Annotated in this window: 22 protein-coding genes; 11 read left to right on the top strand and 11 right to left on the bottom strand. The window is 71.9% G+C overall.

The genetic code is table 11. The features are described from left to right. Positions 1 to 149: 149 nt before the first annotated feature. Complete coding sequence (locus AMA02S_RS22035; RefSeq protein ID WP_067461226.1) at positions 150 to 2,726, top strand: cation-translocating P-type ATPase; 2,577 nt, start codon at positions 150 to 152, stop codon at positions 2,724 to 2,726. Between the two features lie 275 nt (positions 2,727 to 3,001). After that, positions 3,002 to 4,000 (top strand): type I glyceraldehyde-3-phosphate dehydrogenase, encoded by a 999-nt coding sequence (gap, locus tag AMA02S_RS22030; RefSeq protein ID WP_067461225.1) that lies wholly within the window; start codon positions 3,002 to 3,004, stop codon positions 3,998 to 4,000. A 184-nt stretch (positions 4,001 to 4,184) separates the two neighbouring features. Here gap and AMA02S_RS22025 read toward each other — a convergent pair whose 3' ends face one another. Together AMA02S_RS22025 and AMA02S_RS22020 are read right to left on the bottom strand one after the other, a co-directional pair. Then, positions 4,185 to 5,831: an ABC transporter permease gene (locus AMA02S_RS22025; protein WP_067461224.1), complete on the bottom strand. Its 1,647-nt coding sequence runs from the start codon at positions 5,829 to 5,831 to the stop codon at positions 4,185 to 4,187. Beyond that, complete coding sequence (locus AMA02S_RS22020; RefSeq protein WP_084265458.1) at positions 5,828 to 6,712, bottom strand: ABC transporter ATP-binding protein; 885 nt, start codon at positions 6,710 to 6,712, stop codon at positions 5,828 to 5,830. Before AMA02S_RS22020 ends, AMA02S_RS22025 begins: the two co-directional genes overlap by 4 nt. Before the next feature lie 327 nt (positions 6,713 to 7,039). Between AMA02S_RS22020 and AMA02S_RS22015 the strand changes: the two genes are divergently transcribed. Together AMA02S_RS22015 and AMA02S_RS22010 are read left to right on the top strand one after the other, a co-directional pair. Continuing rightward, positions 7,040 to 7,612: a hypothetical protein gene (locus AMA02S_RS22015; RefSeq protein ID WP_067461223.1), complete on the top strand. Its 573-nt coding sequence runs from the start codon at positions 7,040 to 7,042 to the stop codon at positions 7,610 to 7,612. Between the two features lies 1 nt (position 7,613). Beyond that, the gene (locus AMA02S_RS22010; RefSeq protein ID WP_067461351.1) at positions 7,614 to 8,237 is read left to right on the top strand and encodes a class F sortase; all 624 of its coding nucleotides are present in this window, start codon (positions 7,614 to 7,616) and stop codon (positions 8,235 to 8,237) included. 187 nt (positions 8,238 to 8,424) lie between these two features. Here the strand turns inward: AMA02S_RS22010 and AMA02S_RS22005 are convergent, their stop codons facing one another. Beyond that, positions 8,425 to 9,273: a universal stress protein gene (locus AMA02S_RS22005; protein ID WP_067461350.1), complete on the bottom strand. Its 849-nt coding sequence runs from the start codon at positions 9,271 to 9,273 to the stop codon at positions 8,425 to 8,427. 263 nt (positions 9,274 to 9,536) lie between these two features. Here AMA02S_RS22005 and AMA02S_RS43605 point away from each other — a divergent pair, with 263 nt between their 5' ends. Further along, entirely contained in the window at positions 9,537 to 11,123 is a 1,587-nt protein-coding gene (locus AMA02S_RS43605) for a polysaccharide deacetylase family protein (RefSeq protein ID WP_067461222.1), read from the top strand. 15 nt (positions 11,124 to 11,138) lie between these two features. Here the strand turns inward: AMA02S_RS43605 and AMA02S_RS21995 are convergent, their stop codons facing one another. Then, on the bottom strand, positions 11,139 to 12,914 hold the full coding sequence (locus AMA02S_RS21995; protein ID WP_067461221.1) for a GAF domain-containing sensor histidine kinase: 1,776 nt from the start codon (positions 12,912 to 12,914) through the stop codon (positions 11,139 to 11,141). Between the two features lie 503 nt (positions 12,915 to 13,417). Between AMA02S_RS21995 and AMA02S_RS21990 the strand changes: the two genes are divergently transcribed. Both AMA02S_RS21990 and AMA02S_RS21985 read left to right on the top strand, forming a co-directional pair. Continuing rightward, the gene (locus AMA02S_RS21990) at positions 13,418 to 13,888 is read left to right on the top strand and encodes a proteasome activator (RefSeq protein WP_067461220.1); all 471 of its coding nucleotides are present in this window, start codon (positions 13,418 to 13,420) and stop codon (positions 13,886 to 13,888) included. Positions 13,889 to 14,166: 278 nt separating this feature from the next. Then, complete coding sequence (locus AMA02S_RS21985; protein WP_067461219.1) at positions 14,167 to 15,306, top strand: site-2 protease family protein; 1,140 nt, start codon at positions 14,167 to 14,169, stop codon at positions 15,304 to 15,306. Between the two features lie 191 nt (positions 15,307 to 15,497). Here the strand turns inward: AMA02S_RS21985 and AMA02S_RS21980 are convergent, their stop codons facing one another. Both AMA02S_RS21980 and AMA02S_RS21975 read right to left on the bottom strand, forming a co-directional pair. Further along, positions 15,498 to 16,187, bottom strand: coding sequence for an SRPBCC family protein (locus tag AMA02S_RS21980; protein ID WP_067461218.1), 690 nt, complete (start codon positions 16,185 to 16,187; stop codon positions 15,498 to 15,500). 50 nt (positions 16,188 to 16,237) lie between these two features. Then, positions 16,238 to 16,699: a universal stress protein gene (locus tag AMA02S_RS21975; protein ID WP_067461217.1), complete on the bottom strand. Its 462-nt coding sequence runs from the start codon at positions 16,697 to 16,699 to the stop codon at positions 16,238 to 16,240. 239 nt (positions 16,700 to 16,938) lie between these two features. Here AMA02S_RS21975 and AMA02S_RS21970 point away from each other — a divergent pair, with 239 nt between their 5' ends. From AMA02S_RS21970 to AMA02S_RS21960, 3 genes are read left to right on the top strand one after another with little or no spacing between them, the layout of a single operon-like run. Then, positions 16,939 to 17,157 carry a hypothetical protein gene (locus AMA02S_RS21970; protein ID WP_067461216.1) on the top strand — a complete coding sequence of 73 codons (219 nt, stop codon included), beginning with the start codon at positions 16,939 to 16,941 and terminating at the stop codon, positions 17,155 to 17,157. A 17-nt stretch (positions 17,158 to 17,174) separates the two neighbouring features. Continuing rightward, entirely contained in the window at positions 17,175 to 18,035 is an 861-nt protein-coding gene (locus AMA02S_RS21965; RefSeq protein WP_067461215.1) for a universal stress protein, read from the top strand. Between the two features lie 26 nt (positions 18,036 to 18,061). Continuing rightward, positions 18,062 to 18,754, top strand: a complete 693-nt coding sequence (locus AMA02S_RS21960) for a CBS domain-containing protein (protein ID WP_067461214.1) — start codon at positions 18,062 to 18,064, stop codon at positions 18,752 to 18,754. Between the two features lie 154 nt (positions 18,755 to 18,908). Here the strand turns inward: AMA02S_RS21960 and AMA02S_RS21955 are convergent, their stop codons facing one another. The 5 genes from AMA02S_RS21955 to AMA02S_RS21935 form a co-directional block, all read right to left on the bottom strand. After that, on the bottom strand, positions 18,909 to 19,475 hold the full coding sequence (locus AMA02S_RS21955; protein ID WP_067461349.1) for a DoxX family membrane protein: 567 nt from the start codon (positions 19,473 to 19,475) through the stop codon (positions 18,909 to 18,911). Positions 19,476 to 19,786: 311 nt separating this feature from the next. Beyond that, entirely contained in the window at positions 19,787 to 20,650 is an 864-nt protein-coding gene (locus tag AMA02S_RS21950; RefSeq protein ID WP_067461213.1) for a universal stress protein, read from the bottom strand. A gap of 55 nt (positions 20,651 to 20,705) precedes the next feature. Continuing rightward, positions 20,706 to 21,203, bottom strand: a complete 498-nt coding sequence (locus AMA02S_RS21945; RefSeq protein WP_067461212.1) for a flavodoxin domain-containing protein — start codon at positions 21,201 to 21,203, stop codon at positions 20,706 to 20,708. A gap of 97 nt (positions 21,204 to 21,300) precedes the next feature. Further along, positions 21,301 to 22,332 (bottom strand): Acg family FMN-binding oxidoreductase, encoded by a 1,032-nt coding sequence (locus AMA02S_RS21940; protein WP_067461211.1) that lies wholly within the window; start codon positions 22,330 to 22,332, stop codon positions 21,301 to 21,303. A 120-nt stretch (positions 22,333 to 22,452) separates the two neighbouring features. Beyond that, a complete protein-coding gene (locus AMA02S_RS21935; protein WP_067461210.1) occupies positions 22,453 to 23,340 on the bottom strand; it encodes a universal stress protein in 888 nt (295 codons plus the stop codon). A 259-nt stretch (positions 23,341 to 23,599) separates the two neighbouring features. On the opposite strand from AMA02S_RS21935, the gene AMA02S_RS21930 reads away from it, so the two are divergent. Further along, positions 23,600 to 24,187 carry an Rv1733c family protein gene (locus AMA02S_RS21930; protein WP_067461209.1) on the top strand — a complete coding sequence of 196 codons (588 nt, stop codon included), beginning with the start codon at positions 23,600 to 23,602 and terminating at the stop codon, positions 24,185 to 24,187. Positions 24,188 to 24,201 lie beyond the last annotated feature (14 nt).

Below are 24,201 nucleotides of genomic sequence, written 5' to 3'. Positions count from 1 at the left end.
GTGGACGCCCCGCCCTTGGCCTATCACCCGAGATGCCAGCGAAAGTCCCAGTCTGCTCCCCAGGCGAGATCCCGTCCCGGGCCGAAGGTCCCTCGACCCGGGGGCTTGCGCCTCTAAAGCGGCGAGCCCGCCTATAACAGGCTTGCCCCATGGTCACAGAGGCGGGGCCGACACCCGTTCAGCGAGGACTGACCTCAGACGAGGCCGCGGCCCGACTGCACCGGAACGGCCGCAACATACTGCCCACCGAGCGCTCCCCGTCGCCGCTGATCTCCCTGGCCCGGCAGATGGTGCACTTCTTCGCGCTGCTGCTGTGGGGGGCCGCCGGCCTCGCCTACGTAGGCGGTATGCCGCAGCTCGCCGTGGCCATCGCCGTCGTGGTCGTCTTCAACGGGGTGTTCGCGTTCGCCCAGGAGTATCGCGCCGAACGGGCCGGCAGACGGCTGCGCGAGCTGCTTCCGGCCCGCGTGACCGTCCGCCGCGACGGGCGCCCGACCGTGATCGACACGGCGGAGCTGGTCATCGGCGACATCGTCCTGCTCGGGCCGGGCGACCGGATCTCCGCCGACCTCGAACTGCTGGAGACCCATTCCCTGGCGGTGGACGAGTCGATGCTCACCGGTGAGAGCGTCCCGGCGCGTCCGGAGAAGAGCGCTCGCGTGCACGCGGGGACCTTCGTCACCGAAGGAGAGGCCGAGGCGGTGACGGTCGCGACCGGGTCGGCGACCCGGCTGGCCGACATCGCCGCGCTGACGCGGAGCGCGCACCGGCGGCCGAGCCCGCTGGCGCTCCAACTGCACCGCGTGGTCCTGGCGGTCGCGGTGATCGCGGTCGCCGTCGGCGCGTCGTTCTTCGGCGCCGCCGTTCTGCTCGGCCTCGAACCGGGCAAGGGCTTCCTGCTGGCCGTGGGCGTCACCGTCGCGCTGGTGCCGGAGGGCCTGCTGCCGACCGTCACGCTCTCGCTGGCCCGGGCCGCCCAGCGGATGGCCGGGCGCCATGCCCTCGTGCGCAGGCTGGAGGCGGTGGAGACGCTCGGTTCCACCACCTTCATCTGCACCGACAAGACCGGCACCCTCACCCGCAACGAGATGGCGGTGGTCGAGGTATGGACGCCCTCCGGCACCGTGAGCGTGCAGGGCGCCGGGTACTCCCCCGAAGGCCACCTCACCGGCGCGGCCGAAGCGGTCGAGGCGGTGCGGCGGCTCGCATCCACCGCCCACCGGTGCTCCACGGGTCGGACACGCCGTACGGGCGGCCGCTGGCAGGCGATCGGCGATCCGATGGAGGCGGCTCTGCACGTCCTCGCCCTGCGCGCCGGATCCGACCTGTCCGAGGAACCGGTGCGCCGCCGCCTGACCTTCGACGCGCGCCGGCGGCGCGCCTCGGCGCTCACCTCCAGCGGCCTCCATCTGACGGGCGCCCCGGACTCCGTGCTCCCCCGCTGCGGACCCGCTCCCGGCGCCGAGGCGTCCCTTGCCGCGATGACGGGCCGGGGCCTGCGCGTCCTCGCGGTCGCCGTCCGGAGACCGGAGGACCTGCCGGACGACCTCCCCGACGATCCCGACGATGCCGAACGCGAGCTGACCCTGCTCGGCCTGGTGGGATTGGAGGACCCGCCTCGCGACGACGTCGCGGCGGCGATCGCCTCCTGCCGCCGGGCCGGGATCCGGCTGGCGATGATCACCGGTGACCATCCGACGACGGCCCGCGCCATCGCCACCGAGGTCGGACTGGCGGGGCCGGATGCCCTGGTGGTGTCCGGCACCGAACTCCCCCGCGACGAGACCGCTCTCGGGCGCCTGCTCGACCGCGACCAGGTGGTCGTCGCCCGGGTGACCCCCGAGGACAAGCTGCGCATCGCCCGCGCCCTTCAGGCACGTGGGCACGTGGTGGCGATGACCGGGGACGGTGTGAACGACGGGCCGGCGCTCCGGCAGGCCGACATCGGCGTGGCGATGGGCGCCTCCGGTACCGACGTCGCCCGCGAGGCCGCCGACCTCGTCCTGCTGGACGACCATTTCGCCACGATCGTCGCGGCGGTGGAAGAGGGCCGGGCGACCTTCTCCAACATCCGCCGCTTCCTGACCTACCACCTCACCGACAACGTCGCCGAGCTGGTGCCGTTCGTGGCCTGGGCGGCGACCGGCGGGAAGTTCCCGCTGGCGTTGAGCGTGCTGCAGATCCTGGCCCTGGACATCGGCACCGACATCCTCCCGGCCCTCGCCCTGGGCGCCGAGCCCGCCGGGCCGCGCACGATGGAGGGACGCGTCAGCAGAACCCGCCTGATCGACCGGGGCCTGCTCGGCCGTGTCTTCGGCGTGCTCGGGCCGGCGGAGGCGGCCGTCACCATGGCCGCCTTCGCCACCGTTCTGGTCGCCGGCGGCTGGAGCTGGGGCGAGGACCCGTCCGACGCGCTGCTGTTCACCGCGTCCGGCACCGCCTTCGCCACCATCATGCTGGGTCAGATGGCCGCCGCGTTCTCCTGCCGCAGCGAGTCGCGCTGGGCCGGGCGCCTGCGCTGGACCGGCAACCCGCTGCTGCTCTGGGCGGTCACCGCCGACCTCGTGGTCATGCTCGCCTTCATGGGGGTCCCACCGCTCGCGCATCTGCTCGGCGGCGGCCTTCCGTCCCCGCTCGGCTGGCTCATCGCCCTGATCGTCCTGCCGGCCGTCCTCCTCGCGGACGCGACCGCCAAGACCATCCGGGCACGGCGGGCGAAGGGATAGAGCTTGGCGCGGGGTGCGAGCAGACCTTGCGGGTGGCGGCAACGACACGGCCGCCCACCTGGTCAGGACGCGTCCATGGCCCACGCGGAGGGAAGCGCCCTACGTCACGTCGCGGCCTTGCGGCGACCCGCGGTTCCCGGGAGTCCAACAGACCACGCAGAGGTGACCAAGGTCCCTATGAACTGGTCCCGCCTCCGTCGGAGCCTTGAGAAAGCGGTCCAGGGGCACCGGCGGTGAGCCCTGGTCGCGCACCGATCCGACCAGGAGGAGAAGAGATGACAACGCCGGTAGGCATCAACGGATTCGGACGCATCGGCCGCAACTATCTGCGGCTGGCGCTGGAACGCGGCCAGGAGGTCGCCGCCGTCAACGACATCACCGGCACCGCCACCCTCGCGCACCTGCTCATGTACGACTCCACCTACGGCCGCCTCGGCCGCTCGGTGGAGCACGACGACACGGCACTGATCATCGACGGCCGCCGCATTCCCGTCACCGCCCACCGCGACCCGCGCGACCTGGACTGGGGCGCGGTCGGGGCCGAGATCGTCATCGAGTCCACCGGCCGGTTCCGCCAGCGGGAGGACGCGGCCGCCCACCTGAAGTCCGGGGCGCGCAAGGTCGTCCTCTCCTCGCCGGGCAAGGGCGTGGACGCCACCATCGTGATGGGCGTCAACGAGGACGTCTACGATCCCGACCACCACACGGTCGTCTCCAACGCCTCATGCACGACCAACTGCGTGGCGCCCATGGCCAAGGTGCTCCACGACGCGTTCGGTGTGGTCAAGGGCTACATGACCACCGTCCACGGGTACACCAACGACCAGAACCTCCTCGACTCCCCGCACAAGGACCTGCACCGCGCCCGGTCCGCGGCCGTGAACGTCATCCCGACCAGCACCGGAGCCGCCCGCTCGGTCGGCGCCGTGATCCCCGAGCTGGCGGGACGGTTCGACGGAATGGCGTTGCGCGTCCCCGTCGAGGACGGGTCGCTGGTGGACCTGGCCTGCCTGCTGGACCGGCCGGCCACCGCCGAGGAGATCAACGAGGCGTTCGCCAAGGCCGCCGGCGGCCCGCTGGCGGGCATCGTCCGCTACAACACCCACCCCATCGTGTCCCGGGATGTGATCGGCGACCCCGCCTCCTGCGTCTTCGACGCGCCGCTCACCCAGTCGAGCGGCGAGCTGGTGAAGGTCTTCGGCTGGTACGACAACGAGTGGGGCTACACCTGCCGGCTCGCCGATCTGGTCGACCACATCGCCGCCCGCCTGTGACGGTGTCCTAGGTGCGCGCAAGGCGCCTCAAGGCGCGAGGGGCACCGGGCACGGTGTCGCGACCGGCGAAGCCGCGGTCTCCCGACTGGAGACCGCGGCTTCTCTCTGCGGACGGGGGCGTGCTCGCGCTCCGCGGTGAGATCGTCGCCCGATTCTGGGCGAGGAACAGGCACGCCCACCCTGGTCAGTCGCCGGTGAGGTCCCGGCGATCGAAGAGGACGCCGCCCGCCACGGCCAGCAGCACCGCCAGCGCGGTCATCGTGACGGCGGCCAGGGGCCGGAACGGCTCCGCGGGCACCTTGGCGAGGTGGTGGAACGGGGACAGGCCCAGGACCGGATCGGGCCAGTTCAACGCCGGCCCGATCATTTCGACGAGGTAGGCGGTGGAGGTCGCCGCCACGGAGCCGGTGACGGTGAGCCGTGGCCTGGCACCGAGGAGCAGGACCGCCAGGCCGGCGGCGAGCAAGACGACCGGCAGCGGATTGAGGTTCGCGGCCAGCGAGTCGGCGAGGCCGAGATCCGCCCCGGTGACCGCCGCGCCAGCCCACATCGCCAGCGCGGAGGCGAGCGCCAGCAGGACCGAGGTGGCGAAGGTCAGCAGCACATGACCGCTGAGCCACCGCGAGCGGGTGACGGGACGTGTGAGGACGTGGTCCAGCCGTCCGGTGGCCTCCTCGGCGCGGGCGGCCCCGATGCGCCAGCAGGAGTACAAGGCGATGAGAAGGCCGATGAGAACGCCCATGAGTCCTGCGAAGCCCTCGGCGGCGTCGGCGGCGTCCCAGCCCATCGACTCCAGCACCTTCCGGTAGTCCGGGTCGTCGGCCACGAAGTCGGTGACGGTGGCGACGAGGGCACCGGACATGAAGGCGTACGCGGCGATGCCGAGCAGCCAGCCCGCGAGCATGCCCTCGCCACCGCGCCAGGCGAACGCGGTGGGACCGCCGAGGAGGCGGTACCGGGCGCGGGCCCGGTCGTTCCCGGTGATCAGCGCGCCGCCGGTGTCCCGCGCGCCGCGGAGCCGGACGGCGATCGCGAACAGGGCGGCGGGTGCGATGAGCGACACCGCGAGCACGCCCCACCGGGGCTCCCGGTAGGGGTGCAGTTCGTCCAGCCAGCCGAACGGGGACAGCCAGCGCAGCCACCCCCGGGAGTCCGCGCTGTTCGCTCCCATCCGGAGCAGGAACAGGATTCCGAAGACCGCGGCCGAGATCCCGGTCGCGCGGCGGCGTATCTGGAAGAGCTGCGAGGCGATGGCGGCGACGCCGGCGAACGTCGCGGCGACGCCGGACAGGGCGAGGCCGAAGAGCACCGACCCCACCACCCCGGTTCCCATCGCCGTCAGCACCGCCGCCGCCGCCGCGCCGGTCAGAACGGCCGCGGCGGTGACGACCGCGGCCTGCACCAGGACGACGCGTGCGGGGCTGACCGGGGCCGCCAGGACGAGTTCCGCGCGCCCGGACTCCTCCTCCCCGCGAAGCAGGCGCCCGGTGACGAGCAGCGCCCAGATGCCGATGATCGCGGCCAGCATCCAGCCGGCGTCCCAGACGACGAAGCCCCCCGGCGTCTCGACGGCGTGCGGGATGCCCTGCAGCATCCGCATGGCCGGGTCATCCCCGAGTTTCGCGAGCCGTAGACGCGCGGCGGCGTCCGGATAGGTCTGCTCGTAGCTGAAGACCTCGACGGCCATATAGAAGCCGACGACCAGGGCGAGCCAGAGGGCGCCGCGGCGGATCAGCCGGACGGTCAGCCGCGCCACCTGTACGCCTGCCGGACGGCCCGATTCCACGCTCACCCGTGGCACGCGGCCGCGCAGCGGCACGGTCCCGTTCATCGGTCCGCCTCGTAGTAGCTCAGGAAGATCTCTTCAAGGGTCGGTTCGTGACTGCGCAGCCGGACCAGGGGACAGGCGCTCAGCCGGGACAGCAGCGGCGACGGCGAGCCGCTGACCGTCACCCGGACCCCGCCGTCGATCCGCTCGGCACCGGTCACACCCGGTACCCCGTCGAGGTCGGGTACGGGACCATCGATGATCGCCTCCAGCACGCTCCCGCCCAGGTTTCGCAGGTCCTCCAGGGCCGCGACCTCGACGAGGCGTCCCCGGCGCAGGATCGCCACGCGCTGGCAGACGTCCTGGACCTCGTCCAGAAGGTGGGAGGAAAGGAAGACGGTCTGCCCGCGCCCCGCGGCCTCCTTGGCCAGCGTCTGGAACTCGGCCTCCATGAGCGGGTCCAGGCCGGACGTCGGCTCGTCGAGCAACAGCACGTCGGGCCTCGACATGAAGGCCGCGATCAGCGCGAGTTTCTGCCGGTTGCCCTTGGAGTAGGAGCGCGCCCGCATGCCGGGGTCGAACCGCAGCCGCTCGATCAACTCGTCCCGGAACGCCACATCGACCCGGCCCGAGAGGCGGCCGAGGTAGGTCAGGGTCTCCATGCCGGTCAGCTGTGACCAGACCGCGACGTCCCCCGCGACATAGCCGATATGGCGGTGGGCGCGAACGGCGTCACCGACGGGCACACCCATGATCCACGCGGTCCCCGCGGTCGGCCGGATCAAGCTCAGCAGCAGGCGTATGGTCGTCGATTTTCCTGCCCCGTTCGGCCCCAGGAACCCGAAGATCTCACCCCGCTCCACTTCGAGGTCGAGGCCGTCCAACGCGACCACGTTCCCGAATCGCTTCGTCAGGCCCTCGGCCCGTATCGCCTGTACGCCCATCGCGGCCTCCTTACACCACTCCCCCCGACGCTAGGGAGGCGTCCCTCGGCCGGCTACGGACGAAGGTCCCCCCTGCACCCGCGTCCGGCACAAGGTCCACGACAGTGGTGACCGAGCCTCGCCGGCACCCGCCCGCCGGGTCAACTGCGGGTTCACCGGAGAAGCACCTCCAGGCCCGCCGCCCGCCGGTCCCGCGTGCCCCGCCAGGCAGGGACTTAGGGCCTCGCACGGGACGACCTCCGTCCCTGCAACGACAGCGCCGATCGGGCTGCACTTGAAGCGGAAAGGCCCCGACCACGCGGGCCAAACAGCGCGCAGGAGGTTGGCATGTCGCCCATCGGTGTTCTCGCTCTCACCCCCGTCCTCGCGGCGGCGCTCGCCCTCGGTCCCTTCGAACCGACCCCGACCCCCACGACGAGCGGGCCCACCACCCCGCCGGCCACACCCAAGAACTCGGTCTCCGTGACCCCGTCGACAGTGAACGCCGGTGGCGCACAGGTGACCGTCTCCGCCGTCTGCGCGGACGGGACCGCCAAGGCCGTCGTCAAGTCCGGCGCCTTCACCGGGAGCGGCGCCTTCCAGGGGGCCACCAAGATCACCATGAAGACCTCCGCCGACGCCAAACCCGCCCGCTACAGCGTCGACCTGCTCTGCGACGGGACCACGGTCAGCGCTTCGGCCTCCCTCCTGATCGCCTCGGGCACGCCTGAACCGTCTCCCACCAGTTCGTTGCCGACGAGCCCGGCCCCGACCGGTCCGACTCCGTCCGGGCCGCCGCAGACGGGGGGCGGCTCCACTTCCGGTTCCGGTCCCCTGGTGCTCGGTGGCATGATTCTGGTCGCCGCCGGTGCCGCCGCGGGCGCGTTCGCGCTGCGCAGGCGCCGCGAGGGTGGTGGGTGAGATGCACCGATGGGGCGGCGTGTGGCCGCCGGTCGCGGCCGCCGCCGTGCTCATCGGGGCCGCCCTCGTCCTCTTCGGGCTCGCCCGCGGCGGGCCGCCGGACGTGCCGGGCGGCGGCCCGAGCGGCACCTCCTCGGTGACGCGGGCCGCCGCCCCGATGGCACGGTCGTCGCCCGTCCGCATCCGGATCCCCGCCATCGGCGTCGACGCACCGGTGCTGAGCCTCGGGCTGAACGCCGACGGCACGGTCCAGGAGCCCTCCCTGAAACAGCCATGGCTCACCAGCTGGTACAACGGCGGCGCGGCACCGGGCGAACGCGGCCCGGCCGCCTTCTACGGCCACGTCGACAGCCGCGCCTCCGGCCCGGCGGTGTTCTACGAGCTCGGACACCTCAAGCGCGGAGCGCGGGTCGAGGTCCTCCGCCAGGACGGCCGCACCGCGATCTTCCAGATCACCTCGATCGAGCAGGTGCCGAAGTCCCGGTTCCCGACCGAGCGGGTCTACGGCCGAACCTCCGATCCGACGATCCGGGTGATGACCTGCGGAGGCGAGTTCGACCCGGTCAAGCGCAGCTACAAGGACAACATCATCGCCTACGGCGTCCTGACGGGCTCCACCAGGTGAAGCCGTTGAACGGCCGGCGGGCCACCGCCGGCCGTTCGGCGGCCCGTGCCTCCTGTCACAGCGCCGGAGGTCCCTACTCGGGAGGGCCAAGGGCCGGTGGTGGAACGGGGTGACGCGAACGATCCTTGAAGGGCGAGCGCCACGGCCCGCTGCCGGACGCCGCGACGGATCAGCGGCGCGCGACGGATCAGCGGGGATGGACGACGGCGACCGGGCATTGCGCGTGGTGGACGACCCCGTGGCCGATCGAGCCGAGGTGGGGCGCGTTCCAGTGCCGGTCGTGAGCGCCGACCACCAGCAGGCGGGCATTGCGCGAGGCGTTGGTCAGCGCGGTCACCGGATGTCCCAGGACGATCTCCTCGACCACATCGATCTGGGGATACCTGTCCCGCTGGGGCGCGAACGCCTCGATGGCCTCCGTGCGCAGATCCTGCCGTGCCTGCTCGACGTCGATGGCGTAACCGGCCTCGATGAGGGTCTCGTACGTCCGCCATGCGTGCACGATCCGCACTCGCGCGCCACGGAGCGCAGCGGCGTCGAAGGCGTAGTCGAGGATCGCGCTCGCGTCCCGCTTCGGGTCGATACCCACGACGATCTCACCGCGGTCGGCGGCGTCCCCGCGTACGATCACGACCGGGACGGGGGAATGCTCGGCCACCCGCAGGCTCGTGGAGCCCAGGAGCAGGCTGGCGAACCCGCCGCGGCCGCGGCTGCCGAGGACCAGCTCGCACGCCTTCTCCGACTGCTCCCGCAGAGCCTCAGGCGTCTCGCCGGCGACCGCCGCGGTCGACGTCTCAAGGTCGGGCCACCGTTTCTGGACGTGTTCGCGGGCACCTGCCAGGAGCATGTGGGCCGCGCGGGTGAAGCGTTCGGCCGTCTCAGGGGGCGCGAAAAGCGGGGTCTTGTAGGGCCAGTTCTCCACAGCGTGAACGATGTGCAGAGGGCGCTGACGCAGCCCGGCCTCGGCGGCGGCCCAATCGAGGGCGTGTTCAGCCTCGTCGGAACCGTCGATGCCGACGACGATCGGCTCGGACATCGTGTTCTCCTCTTCATCGATGGCGGTCTTCGAGCACACCGGCGTGGCCGCTCACCCCCCACGTTTCTCCCCGCTTCAGCACCGGCCTAGGGGCGAAGGTCCCCCTCTCCCGCCGCCTTTGGGCCCCGGAAGCGGGTGCCCCGTGGCAGGGCGGTGGCCGGCCCGGTGCCGTTCGGCCCGCGGCCCGGGGACCTTGGTCCACTGCCGCCGGCCGGGCGGCGGGCCGATGCTGAGGATCCCCACCAAAGGACGGTGTCCCCTCGATGCGATCCCTTATTGCGCTCTCCACCGCCGTGCTGCTCCCCGCCGCCCTGGCGACCGGGCCGGCGCTGGCCGCCCCTCCCGCCGCCGCGGCCCGGACGGCGGCGGCCGACGTCCCGACCTCGACGCCCGGCGTGGCCGGATGGCCCGACGGCAAGGGCTTCGACGTCGCCTACCGGACCTCGAAGTCCACCGTGTCTTACCGCCGACTGGTCGGCGGTGTATGGGCCGAGCCGCTCAATCTGAACGGGCGCCTGGTGGGCGGTCCAGCGGTCACGTTCGCCGCCGGTTCCCCACACGTGTTCGGCCGCGGCGTGGACGGGCGCCTATGGGAGCGGGTCCGCGTGAACGGCACCTGGCAACCGTGGACCAAGGTCGATGACCTGGTCATCACCGCACCGCCCGCGGCGGCCGGACATCCCGACGGACGGGTCGAGGTGTTCGTCCGCGACGCCGCCGACCGGCTGCGGACGAAGACCTACACTCCCGCGACCGGCTGGGGCTCCTGGACGGACCTCGACGTGACGGCCGACAGCGCGCCCGCCGTGGCCGTCACGGGGACCGATGCCGTCCGCGTGGTCGTCACCGGCCGCGACCACGCGGTGTGGACTCGAACCCGGACGGGTACGGCCTGGTCGGACTGGACGTCACTGGGCGAGAGCACCTACAGCGCGCCGGGGATCGCCGCCGATGCCGCTACCGGCCGAACGTGGGTGTTCGTCCGCAATGCCAGCACCCACCGGCTGCGTGTTCGTATCTTCACCGGTTCCTGGGGCGACTGGCAGATCATGGGCGGCCTGTACGTGGACGGCCCGGGCGCCTCGTACGCCGGAGGTAAGACCGTGGTCGTCGGCCGCGGTCGCGACGCGGCGTTCTGGAGCCGGACGGTCACCGGCACCACGTGGACGACCGACCAGCGCGCCTGGGTGCCGGGCCCGCCCCCCGGCGTGCCGTCCTCGCTGCGCGGCAAGAACGTCACCCGGATCCCCACCACCGCCAAGGTGGCCGCGCTGACCTTCGACGGGGCCTGGGACGCCGCCGGCGTGTCCTCGATCCGCGCCACCCTCCAGCGCGAGAACGTGCCCGCGACCTTCTTCCTGGTCGGTGACTTCGTCCGCGGGTTCCCCGTCTACTCGAACCTCCTGGCCGGCTCGGGCTTCCGCATCGGCAACCACAGCAACACCCACCCCGACTTCACCAAGATCAGCGATGCCGCCGCCCGCACCCAGGTCACCGACGCGCGTACCGCGATCTTCAACACCAACGGCGCCGAGACGCGCGCTCTCTTCCGCTTCCCCTACGGCGCCTATACCGCTTCGGACATCACCCTGGTCAACGGACTGGGCCATGTCCCGGTCGGCTGGAGCGTCGACTCCCTCGGCTGGCAGGGCACCTCCGGCGGCCAGACGGCCGCGAAGGTCACGGCGCGTGTTCTGGCCGCGGCCAGCCCCGGCATGATCGTCCTCATGCACGTCGGGGCCAACCCCGACGACCACACCACCCTCGACGCCGACGCCCTCCCCCAGATCATCCAAGGGCTCCGCGCCAACGGCTACTCCTTCACCACCCTTGACGCCCTGACACCCTGAGACCGGCCGCGGGTGTCAGCGGGAGAGCCCCGCTGGCACCCGCCATTCCAGGACGGTTCCGCCCGTGTCCGGGCACCCCGTCTCGAACGCCCCGCCCAGCCGCCGGGCGCGGTCCGCGATGTTCGCCAGGCCGCTGCGGCGGCCTCCGCTGGGCAAGCCCACCCCGTCGTCCTCGACCCGTAGGGTCAGCAGGTGTTCGCCGCCGCCGGCCCGAACGCCGATGGCGACGCGGACCTGGCGGACTCGGGCGTGCCGGGCGACGTTCGACAGCGCCTCGCGCAGGACCGCGAGCAGATGCTCGCCCACCTCCTCCTCGACGGCCGTGTCCACCAGCCCGTCCACCTTCACCGCCGGGGCGAAACCGAGGCTCTGGGCAGCGGCGTCGACGACCTCGTGGACCCTGCCGCGCAATGCGGGCCGCTCATCGGCGGTGGCCTGGAGAGCGAAGATCGAGGAACGGATCTGCCGGATGACGTCGTCGATCTCCTGAATCGCCTGCCCGACCCGGTGTGCCACGCCCGGCTTCTCTATGATCTTGCAAGCGCCGGTCAAGGTGATGCCCGTGGCGAAGAGCCGCTGGATGACGGTGTCATGCAGATCCCGAGCGATCCGATCACGGTCTTCGAGCATGAACAGGCGATCGGCGTCACGGCGCCGATCGGCCAATTCCAGCGCCACGGCGGCCTGGGCGGCATACGGTTCGAGCAGGTCGAGCGTGGCGGTGGTGAACGGCGCCTCGCCCGGCGGATTGATCACCATGAGCACTCCGCGGGCGGCGTCGTCGCGTCCCAGCGGCACCAGGAGCGCCGCCCCGGCCGGTACCTCCTCGGGTACGCCGGCGTTGCGGGCTTCGGCCCGGGCGTCGCCCACCAGCGCCGAGCGGCCGCTGCGGAAGACCCGCGCGGCGGACGACCCCGCGCCCGCCCCCGTGGCGTTCTCCCCGACCGGCAGGCGCAGCGCCCGGTACGCCTCGTGGTGATCGCCCACCGCCGCCGCGGTCACCAGTTCCCCGTCCTCCGCGATCATGATCAAAGCGCTCGACGCCCCGCCGATGTCCCGGGCATGCTGGGCGATCAGCTCGATCACCTCGGAGCCCGGTGCCCCGGAGAGCAGGGAGTTGGAGATCTCGGCCGAGGCTCCGAGCCAGATCTCGCGGCGCCGGGTCTCCTGGAACAGCCGGGCGTTGTCGACCGCGATGCCCGCGGCGGTCGCGAGGGCGGTGACGACGGCCTGATCGTCGTCCTCGAAGGCGCCGCCGCCCGCCTTCTCGGTGAGATAGAGGTTTCCGTACACCTCGTCACGCACCCGTACCGGCACGCCGAGGAAGGAGCGCATCGGCGGATGACCCGCTGGAAAGCCGACCGAGTCCTGGTGCGAGGAGAGGTCGGTGAGCCGCAGCGCCTGCGGCTTCTTGATCAGGAGTCCCAGGATGCCCTCGCCGTGCGGCCAGGAACCGATCTCGGCGATCTGGTCATCGGTCATCCCGGCCGTGATGAACCGGACGAGATGGTCGCCGCTCTCGTCGATCACCCCCAGGGCCCCGTAGCGCGCGTCCACCAGTGCGGTGGCCGCCTCGACGATGCGCCGCAGCACGGTGTCGAGGTCCAGATCGGTGCCGATGGAGACGACGGCTTCCAGTAGCGCGTGGACGCGGTCCCGGGTGGTGCGCACGGTCGTCAATCTCGTCTGGAGTTCCCCGAGCAGGTCGTCCAACTGGAGTTGGGGGAGGCCCAAGCGCGGTACATCCCGCCCGCCCTGGTCGCCTGGTGCGTTCGAACCGGTCCTGCCCATCGGCCATCCCTTCGCCCTTCCGAGCCAAGTCCGCAGAGCCCGCCACCGGGCTCCGATAACCGTCCGACGCGGATACTTTACGTCTACAATGTCCGATTCGGGATCCCATGCTCTGTTACGCCGCGTAGGCATCGACTCCGTATCACCGGGCAGAGTGCGCCATGTTCACGGCCCTATCACGGCCACATGCACGCGGCTTTACGAAATTATGACCAGCCTTCGTCATGAAACAGTGTTCCCTCCGAACTGGGATGGGACCACATGGTGGGCAGTGTGCACGGCAGAGGTGCGCCTCACGTACCTCACGACGACGGGTACCGGCGGCTCGCGGCCGCTCACCCGATGGTGACGGACGAATGTCATGCCATCGGGGGCCATTCGTCCCTGGGATTCGGGGGAGGCGGGCGGGACGATGAAAGCGGCATCCGGAGAGTGACGCTATCCGGAGAACAAGTGCAAGCGACCGAGATCTCCGAGCGCTCATCGCGGTGAGAGGGGACATCATGACCGGTCGGCTGAGGGAAGACGAGAACAGGCGGGTCACGGCACAGCCTCCGCCGCACATCACCGTCCTGATCGGCGAATCCGGAGAGTCGGGTCGTGGTCACCGGGTCACCGAGCCCGCGCGTCTGATGCGGATCTGGAAGCTCCTGACCGCGGTGAACGCGGAACTGCACGCGGGAGCCGTCACCCACGCGGGCGTGCTCCGCGCCGCCCGGATCCTCGGACGCATCCGGGAGGACGCGACCCGATGCGTGTCTCCGCCGCTCGCCGACGAGCTGCGCCGCCTGATTCCGCCGCTCGGTGAGAACCCGACCGCGGACGACGTCCGCGTGGCCTACGCCGGTGCGCTCGGCTGGTTCGACAGCCTCCTTTCGGCAATGCTCCTGCAGATCGCGACGCAGGAGGGACGTGCGAGCCTTGGCCTTCGCCCCGGACGGAACACCCCTCCCAATCGACGCGGCAGGCCGTGATCAGCGCGCCCTCCCAGAGTCTGTGAAACGAACTCCGAGGGCCGGCGGCGGGACGATGACATGATCACCACGACGCCTCTCTGACTGGAATAGGCGTCTTGTGAGCGGCATATTCGACGGCGCGGATCCCCCACAGCGGGACGAGGAGCCGCAGGCATGTTCTCGCTCGCTCTCGGACGCCACCTCCCACAGCCCAAAGTCCCGATTGCAGGGGCGCATCGGCCCTACCTGCCTTGTCTTCCCGGCCTCAGGCTGGAAGCAGCAACCAGGAGGTTCCGATGAAACAGACGTTGAAGTTCGGTGCTGTGAAGGGCATCCCGGTCGGGGTGAACTGGTCCGTGCTCGTCATGCTCGTGCTGGTGGCCGATCTTCTCGCCCAGTCGAGCCTTCCCGAGGCCGATCCCGGGGCGACCGCCGTGGCCCGCTGGGCGGCGGGACTACTCGTGGCCATCTTGTTCTTCGCCAGCCTGCTCGCGCACGAGCTCGCCCACGCCCTGGTCGCCCGGCACTACGGCGTACCCGTGAAGTCGATCACGCTCTGGATGCTGGGGGGCGTGGCCGAGCTGGACGGGGAACCGCCGCATGCCACCGCGGACCTGCACATCGCGGGCGTCGGCCCGCTCACCAGCGCCGCCGCGGCCGCGGTATTCGGCGGCACATGGATGGGGGCGGCCGCGCTGGGCGCACCGCCACTCGTCACCATGTCCCTCACCTGGCTCGTCGTCACCAACGCATCCGTCGCATTGTTCAATCTGCTGCCCGGGGCGCCGCTGGACGGTGGCCGGATCCTTCGCGCGCTGCTGTGGCGCAGGCGCGGCGATCAGGACGGCGCCGCCCACACCGCCGACCGTGCGGGCCTGGTCCTGGGAAGCACCATGATCGGAGTCGGTCTGGCGTTCCTGCTGCTGGCCGGCTGGGTCAACGGCCTGTGGCTCATGCTGATCGGATGGTTCATCACCAGCTCGGCCAAGGCCGAGGACCGGTGGACGACGGTACGCGAGGCCGCCGGGGTGACGCCCGTCCGCGACATCATGACGCCCGATCCCGATCGGGGCTGGACCTGGCAGCCCGTCGGCGCGTTCATCGAGACCGTCGCACTGCGCTCACGCCAGTCGGCCTTCCCCGTGATCGACGTCGCCGGCGACCCGGTCGGCGCCGTGACCTTGGAACGGCTGGCCCACGTGCCCGCCGCTCAGGCCGGCGCACCGCTCGGGGACATCGCCACCCGGTTGGACCCGGACCGGGTCGTCCGGCCCGACGAGCCCGCCCTTCCCCTCCTCGCCAAGGGACCCGCGGTGGGCGATCTCATCGCGGTCGTGACGGCCGATCACCACGTGATCGGCACGGTCACCACCGGCGACGTCGAACGGCTGCTCCAGCGTGGCCGGCTACGGAAGGCCGCCACCGCCACCGCCTGACGTCCGAGGAACGAGCCGACCGCGGCCAGCACGCCGGCACTCGCACTGCCCGCAGCTGGCCGAGGTCGGCTCGCCGGATTCGACAAGCAGAACGGCTCTCACCCAGCGGACGCCATCCCCCACGAAACCACCCGCACGAAACCGCCCGCTCACATCCTCAGAGGATGTGAGCGGGCGGCTCTGTGACTCCCTCATCCTGTGGCACTGGCCGACGAGCCGACGTCACCTGCCTGAGCGCGGCCGACGCGCCGCCGGAGGTTGCGGAACTGCCGGTGCTGCATGATGAAATGCGCGGCCTCACCGAACGACCACGCGATGAGCCGATCGACCGCGGCGGGCCTTCCCCGGCCACGGGTCCGGACGATCAGCCGGGTCCCGCCGTCGGGCAGCGGCCGCAGATGGAACGCCCAGATCCCATCGGTGTACGCCTTGGGCCGTGGTCCGCGCGGATCGAACCACTTGCCGCACGGAAGCTCCAGATCGGCCCGGAGCACCAGCGTCGTGGGCGGGTCGATGGCGGCGACGGTGAACCAGAAGGCCCCGCTGGGCACCGTGGGGACCCGTGAGCCGAGCTTCAGATCCTGCCATTCCTGGACGATGCGATCCGCGCTCGGCCGTCCGCCGTTGTCGAGCCGGTCCCAGCTGTACCATCCGGCCCGCTGGCATCCCATCTGGACCAGCCACGGCCAGACGTCCTCGGGGGGCGCCGGGAGAGAGGCGGCCATGGTGGACTGCCCTGTCGCGTGCTCGACGAGGTCGTCACCCGGGTACGAGGCGCCCGCCTCCTGCGCGGTGGCGCCCCAGCGGAGCAGGCGAGGACGGATCAGTGCCGCGTAGGCGCCCGCGGCGACGGCGCAGATCGCGATTCTCCGAACGTTCATGAGAACTCCTCCAAAGGACGGCCGGCATGACCGGGCACGGCGTGGGGGCGTCATGGCCGAGACCCCCTGGGCCGCCACTCCTGCGGGACCATGAGGACGGGCTGCTCGGCCGACTCCAGCACACGCGCCGCCCAGGGGCTGAGCGCCGCTCGGAGGCCGGACCCCGGATCCTCGGCGCGGCCGAGCACGATCAGGTCGGGTCGGACGCGGCGCGCCTCGTCCAGAACGCTCTGGGCGATGTCTCCGGTGAGCTGGACCGCCTGCACCTCCACCTCCTCCAGGTGGGCGAGGCGTTCGACGTGTCCGAGTACCGAGTGGTCGGCCGAGTCGGGTCGCCCCGCCGAGCCCGGGAGATCGAGTGCCCCGGCGCCCGGAGAGGTGAGGACGGCGTCGGCAGCGACGTTCACCACCCTGACCCTGGCATGAAGTGTGCGCGCCAGTTCGATGGTGTAGCGGGCGGCGACGAGCGCCGGGGGCGAGTCGTCGACGACGAGCAGCAGGCAGGCGGTCATGTTCGCTCCTGGGGGGCCGGGCACCGATCCCGTCCGGTGTCGCACGGGGCGAGCGCCTGACGCGGTGCCTCCTTGGTCACTTCGCCTTCGATGGTCGGCCCCGGCGCCGGCCGGTACCCAGGGCCGAACGACCGCGCCCGCGGGACGAAGGTCCCTGGGTACCGGCCGGCGCTCGACCGACCCTGGAATCGACACCGTGGCCGCCATCGGGCGGCACGACGAAGCGAAGGAGCTTCGCGATGGCGAGGCAGATCATCCCCACGTCCGCAGAACCCTCCGTCCAGGAGCTGGAGCATCGAATCGCCGTGCTGGAGCGGCAGATCGCCGCCCTCGCCGAGGCGTCCCGTGTCCTGGCCGCGGCGCTGGAAGGCACCCCTCTGGACACGCCGGACGGCGACGCGAAGGCGGCGGCCCGGCGGGCGCACGAAATGCTCCTCCTGCCGCCGCTGGCCTCCTGACCCCCCAAGGAGAAATGATGTCCACGAAACGAACGGCGATCATCGTCGGGACAGACGGCTCCGGGCAGTCCGACCGCGCCATCGCCTGGGCGGCCGACGAGGCCGCCCGGAATGGTGGCTCACTGCGCGTGCTCCATGTCGTCGAGCCCGCCCCCCATGGCGTCGAGTACGCCGCCGGCGCACCCGGGTCCCTGGCGGAGTCCTGGAACCCTCTTCTGCGCGGCGCCCGCGACCTGGCGTCGCGCCGTCATCCCGAGTTGCGGGTCGAGACCATGCTGGTCCATGCCCGGAACGTGGCGGAGGGGCTCCGGCAGTACGCCGACGACGCCGCGCAGGTCGTGATCGGCCATCGCGGGCGGGGCGGGTTCACCGAGTTGCTGCTGGGCTCGACGGGGCTGCGGCTGGCCGGGCACTGTCCGGGCGCGGTCGTCGTCGTCCGCGGCCGGGACGACGGCGCGGCGGGCGAGATCGTGGTCGGCCTGGATCTGGCGGAGGACCCGGGGCCCGCCCTCAGGTACGCCTTCGCCGCCGCGGACGCCCGGGAGGCGCGGCTACGTGTGCTGCACGCCTGGCGGCCCGCGATGCTCGCGGTCGAGGTCGGCGTCGATCTGACGTCGGCCTGCGACACCTTCCGCGGCCATCTGGCCGCGGCCCTCGCGCCATGGCGGTCGCGCCACCCGGATGTCAAGGCCGTCGAGGACGTCGTGATCGGCCACCCCGTCGAAGCGCTCGTCTCGGCCTCCGCGAACGCCGACCTCGTGGTCGTCGGTTCCCGTGGTCGCGCCGTCCCCCTCGGATCGGTCAGCCACGGCGCGATCCACCATGCCCGCTGCCCCGTCGCCGTCGTCCGCCCACGGGACACGGCCGAACCCGCCTGACCGGCGCGAGACACAGGAGAGTCACCATGGAACGCCGCACGGTCGAGGACGTCATGACCACGGAAGTCGTGACGGTGACCGAGGACACCCCGTTCATCGAGATCGTCGAGACCCTCGCCGATCACTGCATCGGTGCCGTTCCGGTCCTGAGCGGTGATGGCCGCGTCACCGGGATCGTCACGGAGGCGGATCTTCTCCACAAGCAGTACAAGTCAGACCCGCCCGATACGGAACCGCGTCTGGACCGGCTCCGGCACCGCAGGGCCCGCGCCAAGGTCCATGCCAAGGCAGACGCCGTCGATGCCCGTGGCCTCATGACCAGCCCGGCCGTGACCATCGCTCCGCGGACACCGGTCGCCGAGGCGGCCCGGCTCCTGGTCTCCCGCGGCTTCAAGAGGGCGCCCGTCGTCGACGACGGGGGGCGCCTGAAGGGCATCGTCGCCCGCCGTGACCTGCTGAGCGTGTTCCAGCGGTCCGACGACGCCATCCGCGGCGAGATCATCCGCGAGGTCCTGGTCTGCCGGCTCTGGCAGGACCCGTCCGAGATCAAGGTCCGCGTCGAGGAGGGCGTCGTCCACCTGCACGGGAAGATGGAGCTGAAGAGCCTCATCCCCGTCGTCGTCCGGATGACGGCCGCCACCGAAGGAGTGGTGGACGTCGTCGCCGAGCTCGACTACGACCACGACGACACCCACCCCACCGCCTACCCGCGAGCGTGAGAACGGCTGCCCGGCGAGGTGCCCTCCGGCACCACACCGATCTCCGTCCAGCCCGCCCGGCCGAGCGCGAGGAGGCGCAGCCGGGCGGGTACACGTGTGGGCGGGACGCGGAAGGGCGCTCACCGAGGTGAGCGCCCTTGGTGCCGCGGTGCGGCTACTTCAGGACAGGGAACCGGCGGACGAGGCTGGTGCCCGCCCACCAGCGTCCGAGCCCCAGGGCGTCGCCGGCGCTGACCAGCGCGAGCCCGATGGCGAGGATCGCGTAGACGAGGTGGTCGTCCATGAAGGGGTTGTTCTCCGGCGGCAGGACGGCCGTCCACATCATGACCAGCAGCAGTGCTCCGGCGGCGGCGGCGATGCGCATCCCGATGCCGAGCACCAGCGCGACGCCTATCCCGGCCAAGCCGATCATGAACAGCCAGTCCGCCCAGGCCTGCCCGGCCAGGTCGTTGTAGAAGCCTGCGAACGGCCCCTTCGGCGCGTTCTTCAGGAAGCCCTCGGTCGGGCTGCCGCCGTCGACCCACGCCTTTGCCGCGGGGGTCTCGTGTCCCAGCCCGAATGCCTTGTCCAGGAACGCCCACACGAACACCCATCCCAGCGCCAGACGGGCGATCGCCCAGACGTACCGCGCGGCGGGCGACTCGGTGAGCGGCTTGGCCGCCACCACACGCAGGCTCACCAGAGCCCGGCGCCCACTGATCTTGTGCTCGGAGACAGCCATCGTCGTCTCACCCTTTCCCATCGAACCACCACGGTTCTGTCAAGATCAGTCAACGCCCCGCGCCCTGCCGCCAGTAGGTGCGTTGGACCCTGCTCCCCCGGGACCTCCGTCCCCCTGGAGTGGGCCCCGAGAGCCCGGACGATCGGTTGTCCCGGGACCAACAGCCCCTGTGACGACCAGCGGCGCCCACCGAGCGTCGGCCAGAGGCGAGTCACGAGGAGGACGTCCTGGAGCCGCCCGGCACAGGGTCAGAGGACACGCCGGGCCGCCGGTGAGTCACCTCCTGGTGGGATCAGGTGACGGAGCCGCGCTCAGGCGCCCGGCGGCGGGACGAGGGCGACAGGGCAGTGGGCACGGTGCAGCATCGCCCGGCCGACCGAGCCGAGCAGGAGCCCGGGGAAACCGCCTCGCCCGCGTGAGCCGACCACCAGAAGGTCCGCGCCTGCCGAGGCGCCGGCCAGGGCCCGGACGGCCCGCTGGTGGACGACCTCCTGCGTCACCACGACCTGCGGGAAACGCTCGCGCCATCCGGCGAGGGACTCCGCGAGGACACGTTCCCGCTCGGCCGTCCGGCTCTCCGGATCGTCGGGCCGCAGCTCCTTCGGCACGGTGGACGCCGGATGCGTCCAGGCCAGGACCGCCCGCACCCTGGCCCCGCGCGAGGCGGCCTCCTCGAAGGCGAACCCGACCGCCGCGCCGCTTCCGGGCGAGCCGTCCACACCGACCACGATCTCGCCGTGGTCGGCCGGCCCTGAATCGTGAACGACCACGGTGGGGCGACCGGCATGTGAGGCGACCTGCAGCGACACCGACCCCAGGACCAGGCCGGTGAGAGTGCCGGTGCCGCGTGTGCCGACCACCAGCATCAGCGCGTCCTGAGCTTCCTCGATCAGCACCTCTGCGGCCTGGCCGCCCTTCTGGACCCCCGTCACCTCGATTCCGGGCGAGTTCTCGCGGGCGGCGGCGACGGCGCGTTCGACGATCTCCTCGCCGCCCTTCAGCAGCCATTCCCGGGCCGCCCCGGCGCGCGGGTCCACCGGGAAGTCGAACAGCCAGGGGGTCACGACGTAGACGACGCGCAGGGAGGCGTTCCTGCGGCGCGCCTCGTCGGACGCCCACCTGGTCGCGGCGATGCTCTGGTCCGAGCCGTCCACTCCGACGATGATCTGGTTCATCCCTGAACGCTATGGCAACAGGCCTCGCCGCCCCCAGAGGACATTGGTCCTCTGGTCACGTGCCAACCGTCCGCAGTTCCCGGGCGATCTCATCCGCCCAGGCCCGCACACGGTCACGGTCCCGGTAGTCGCCGCTCGCCCGCTTCGCGATCTTGGAGGCGAGAAAGCCCCTGGCGTCGGGGGCGAGGCGCCCGCCGAACGTGGCGTGGTCCCTGGCGCCGAGCTTGCGGCCGAGCCTGGCAACACCCGGTACCGGCCCGACGGTCTTCGCCTCGGCCGTGTGGTCGAGTGGTCCGCTGCTGAACAGCCACAGCGGCCGGGCGGCCAGCTCGCCGGAGAACCGCCTGGCGAAGCGCCGTGCCTCGCGATGCCAGCGGCCCGCGTAGAGGGCGCCCCCGAGGACGACGGCGTCGTATCCCTCGACGGTCTTGGTCGAGCCCGCTGGACGGACGTCCGGCTCCAGACCGGAGCCGCTCAGGCCGGCGCCGATCCAGCCGGCGATCTCTGCGGTGCCGCCGCGCTCGGAAGCGTAGACGACCAATACCCGCGTCATGGTGACTCCTCCGGTGTCGTGGCGCGCCCATGGGCACGACCGAGCGCAAGCGGCGTGGCACCCGCCTGTGGCGAGGGCGGTCCGCCGCCCCGCGCTCTCAGGTCTCCTCGGTCAAGACGTCCTGGACGGGACGGCGGACGCTGGTCAGCTCCTGCATGTCCGGCACTCCAAGGCGGAGCAGGAGTTGCGGGTACGCATCGCCGCAGAAGTGGGTGCGGATGAACGCTCGCAGCTCGGGCACCTGGAGAGCCTGGGTGTGGTAGGCGGCGGAAAAGCCGTGCTCGGTAGCGCGCAACAGGACGGCCTGGAGCGCCTGTCCCGCCCGCAACCAATCCGCGGGGGTATCGCCGGCGCTGACCAGCAACACCACGACACCGGGCAACGGCATCCCGTCCTCGCGCGCCCCTTCCGCATCGGGCGGCGATTGGATGCCCCAGCCCTGACCGCGTGCGAAGTCCCGGCCGGGGAAATGCGGCTCGGTACGGTTGGTCTGCTTGGGGTAGGCGGCGTGCTGGACACCGTCCTTGCGTCGGGTCCCCGGCGAGGGTGCCCAGCGGGCGACCTCGCTCGCGTAGGCGGGGGTGCGGCGCTGGATGTGCTCGGCGGCGTCGGTCAGGGCGGCCAGCGCGCCCGCGACGTGGGCGTCGACGGCCTGGATGAGCCGGCCGCCCTCCCGTTCGGCCTCCTGCCGGATCGCCGACAGGACCGCGGCCGGCATCGGCTCGGCATGGAAGGCGCCGCGGTGACTGCGGCGGTGCGGTACCTGCGCGTGCAGCCGCCGGGTGTGCTCGTCCGCGGGGCCACTCCGGCCGATCTCGACGTCGGCGAGCAGGTGCGGCCGGTCGGGATCGGGCAGCAGGGTCACCTCCGGCTCGTGGCCGAGCGCGCGCAGCCCGAGCCTGAGGTTGTAGAGCGCGGCACCGCAGCTGATGATCATCTCCCGCCCATCAGGATCGGCGACGTCCAGACGGCGGTCCGCGTCGGCACGCAGGCTGATCCGCGACCCCCGCACGCCGAAGCGCCAGGGTTGGGTGTTGTGCACCGAGGGCGCCCAGATCGCGTCTTCCACGGCACGCCGCGCGTCCTCCGCCCGCTGCTCGGCTGGGCTGGTCTTATGTGGTGTAGGCATGAATCTGTCCTCCCGGCTTCGGTTTCCAGCTCATCAGCCACCGCGCGTGTCCGGCAGGGCCGAAGGTCCGTTCCCACCGGGACGTCCGGCGGTCGGTCGTCTCCGGTGGCTGGGGGGAGTTCAGGCGTCCCGCCGAACGGCCTGCCCGGACAGCGGGACGATGGCCACGGTGCAGGGAGCGTGATGGAGCATCGCCGAACTGGTCGCGCCCAGCAGGAGCGGATCCAGGCCGCCGGTGCCGCGGTCGCCCACCACCAGCAGATCAGCGGAATCCGCCGCCTTCAGCAGGACCTCACGCGGACGGTCGAGCTCCAGTGAGATCCGCACGTCGACCTTCGGGTAGCGCTCGCGCCAGGGGCGGACAGACCGCTCCAGCATGGCCGTCCGGTGCCGGGTGAGGCGTGCGTCGTCGCTGAACAGGACGAGTTCCTCCTCGGCCACGGCACCCGGCTCCCACGCTCCGCACACCACCTCCAAGGCGCCGCCGCGCAGCGCGGCCTCCTCGATGGCGAAGCCAAGCGCCACCTCGCCGCCCGGCGATCCGTCGACGCCCACCACGACGAGCCCCTGCGGTACGGCACTCCGCCGGACGACCACCGTCGGCCTGCGCGCACGCGCGGGCAACTGCATCGCGGTGGAGCCGGCCAGGAGCTGATGCCGCTCATGCGACCCCACGACGATCAACCGCGCCCCGTGGGACTCGCGGACCAACGCGTCGGGAACAGGTTCGCCTCGCAACCGTTTGCGCACCCTCCCCGGCACGCCGAGCGCGCGGGCACGGCGCGCCCCGCGCTCCAGCAGGTTCTCCCCCGCCCGTCTGATGATCGCCTCGACGTCGTCGTCCACATGGCCCGGCGGGTACGGCCAATGCCAGCAATGGCACAGCACCAGGTCGAGCCCGCGCAGCCGCGCCTCCTCGACGGCCCAACGCAGGGCGACGTCATTCTCGTCGGTCCCGTCGTAGCCGAACAGGACGTGGCGACGCTGTGCTCCCGCGGATCCTTCCATCACATGGCACCTCCCGCCTGCCTGCGAACGATCCTCATCTTCAGTCTCCCCGCACGCAGGAGCACCGATACGGGCCGAAGGTCCTGAGGCGGCGGTTCGTCCGCTTGCTGGGACGCCTCACCCACCGGGACGGGGCGGCGCCGTGCGAATGACGCTCCGCTGGGCCGTTCGGCCTGGCGGACCGGGACCTCCGCACCTGCCCACCCCTCCTGACCGGCGGTTACGTTCCCCGCGTGGCCTGACCGCACTTGGAGGAGTCATGAACAGCGCTCACCCGCACCACGTCGGGGACGGGGTCGACCGCCTGCGACGACGATTCGGTTTCGACCTCAACGACCTGCGGCGGAGCGTCGACCGCCGGCAGTGGGCAGTGGGGCTGGGAGCCGCCCTGGTGTTCGCGGGTATCGGACCGCCGGCGTGTGCCGCCGCCGTCGCGCTCGCCTACCAGGCCGGTCTGCGGGCCGAGGTGAGCCAGTCGTCCGCCCACCACCGGATCTCCGCCCAGGTCGCGCGGGTCGAGAGACCTGCGCAGGGGCCCGCCTCCGCCCTGCTGACCTGGACCACCTCGGACGGCAGGCAGCACTCGGCAACCGTCGCGGCGGGGCGTTCAGCCACCTGGGGCGCAGAACAGCAGGTGTGGGTGGACGCCTCCGGCGAGATGACGAGACGTCCCCAGAACCGGTCGGACAGCGTAACCGGAGCGGTGTTCGCCGGTGTGGCGGCCATCGGCGCGGCCGGTGTTCCGCCGCTCGGCGCATACCTGCTGGTACGCCGCCGCTGCGACCGGCGCCGTCAGCGGATGTGGGACACGGCATGGGCGCGACTCGACCGCCACAAGAGCATCTGACCGTGATCAGGCGG

Source organism: Actinomadura macra NBRC 14102 (assembly GCF_001552215.1).
GTDB lineage: Bacteria > Actinomycetota > Actinomycetes > Streptosporangiales > Streptosporangiaceae > Spirillospora > Spirillospora macra.
This window is presented reverse-complemented; position numbering and strand designations above follow the sequence as displayed.

Coding starts and splice junctions, on each gene's coding strand:
- AMA02S_RS22035 (WP_067461226.1), top strand. CDS start 150: ATGGTCACAGAGGCGGGGCCGACACCCGTTCAGCGAGGACTGACCTCA.
- gap (WP_067461225.1), top strand. CDS start 3,002: ATGACAACGCCGGTAGGCATCAACGGATTCGGACGCATCGGCCGCAAC.
- AMA02S_RS22025 (WP_067461224.1), bottom strand. CDS start 5,831: ATGAACGGGACCGTGCCGCTGCGCGGCCGCGTGCCACGGGTGAGCGTG.
- AMA02S_RS22020 (WP_084265458.1), bottom strand. CDS start 6,712: ATGGGCGTACAGGCGATACGGGCCGAGGGCCTGACGAAGCGATTCGGG.
- AMA02S_RS22015 (WP_067461223.1), top strand. CDS start 7,040: ATGTCGCCCATCGGTGTTCTCGCTCTCACCCCCGTCCTCGCGGCGGCG.
- AMA02S_RS22010 (WP_067461351.1), top strand. CDS start 7,614: ATGCACCGATGGGGCGGCGTGTGGCCGCCGGTCGCGGCCGCCGCCGTG.
- AMA02S_RS22005 (WP_067461350.1), bottom strand. CDS start 9,273: ATGTCCGAGCCGATCGTCGTCGGCATCGACGGTTCCGACGAGGCTGAA.
- AMA02S_RS43605 (WP_067461222.1), top strand. CDS start 9,537: ATGCGATCCCTTATTGCGCTCTCCACCGCCGTGCTGCTCCCCGCCGCC.
- AMA02S_RS21995 (WP_067461221.1), bottom strand. CDS start 12,914: ATGGGCAGGACCGGTTCGAACGCACCAGGCGACCAGGGCGGGCGGGAT.
- AMA02S_RS21990 (WP_067461220.1), top strand. CDS start 13,418: ATGACCGGTCGGCTGAGGGAAGACGAGAACAGGCGGGTCACGGCACAG.
- AMA02S_RS21985 (WP_067461219.1), top strand. CDS start 14,167: ATGAAACAGACGTTGAAGTTCGGTGCTGTGAAGGGCATCCCGGTCGGG.
- AMA02S_RS21980 (WP_067461218.1), bottom strand. CDS start 16,187: ATGAACGTTCGGAGAATCGCGATCTGCGCCGTCGCCGCGGGCGCCTAC.
- AMA02S_RS21975 (WP_067461217.1), bottom strand. CDS start 16,699: ATGACCGCCTGCCTGCTGCTCGTCGTCGACGACTCGCCCCCGGCGCTC.
- AMA02S_RS21970 (WP_067461216.1), top strand. CDS start 16,939: ATGGCGAGGCAGATCATCCCCACGTCCGCAGAACCCTCCGTCCAGGAG.
- AMA02S_RS21965 (WP_067461215.1), top strand. CDS start 17,175: ATGTCCACGAAACGAACGGCGATCATCGTCGGGACAGACGGCTCCGGG.
- AMA02S_RS21960 (WP_067461214.1), top strand. CDS start 18,062: ATGGAACGCCGCACGGTCGAGGACGTCATGACCACGGAAGTCGTGACG.
- AMA02S_RS21955 (WP_067461349.1), bottom strand. CDS start 19,475: ATGGCTGTCTCCGAGCACAAGATCAGTGGGCGCCGGGCTCTGGTGAGC.
- AMA02S_RS21950 (WP_067461213.1), bottom strand. CDS start 20,650: ATGAACCAGATCATCGTCGGAGTGGACGGCTCGGACCAGAGCATCGCC.
- AMA02S_RS21945 (WP_067461212.1), bottom strand. CDS start 21,203: ATGACGCGGGTATTGGTCGTCTACGCTTCCGAGCGCGGCGGCACCGCA.
- AMA02S_RS21940 (WP_067461211.1), bottom strand. CDS start 22,332: ATGCCTACACCACATAAGACCAGCCCAGCCGAGCAGCGGGCGGAGGAC.
- AMA02S_RS21935 (WP_067461210.1), bottom strand. CDS start 23,340: ATGGAAGGATCCGCGGGAGCACAGCGTCGCCACGTCCTGTTCGGCTAC.
- AMA02S_RS21930 (WP_067461209.1), top strand. CDS start 23,600: ATGAACAGCGCTCACCCGCACCACGTCGGGGACGGGGTCGACCGCCTG.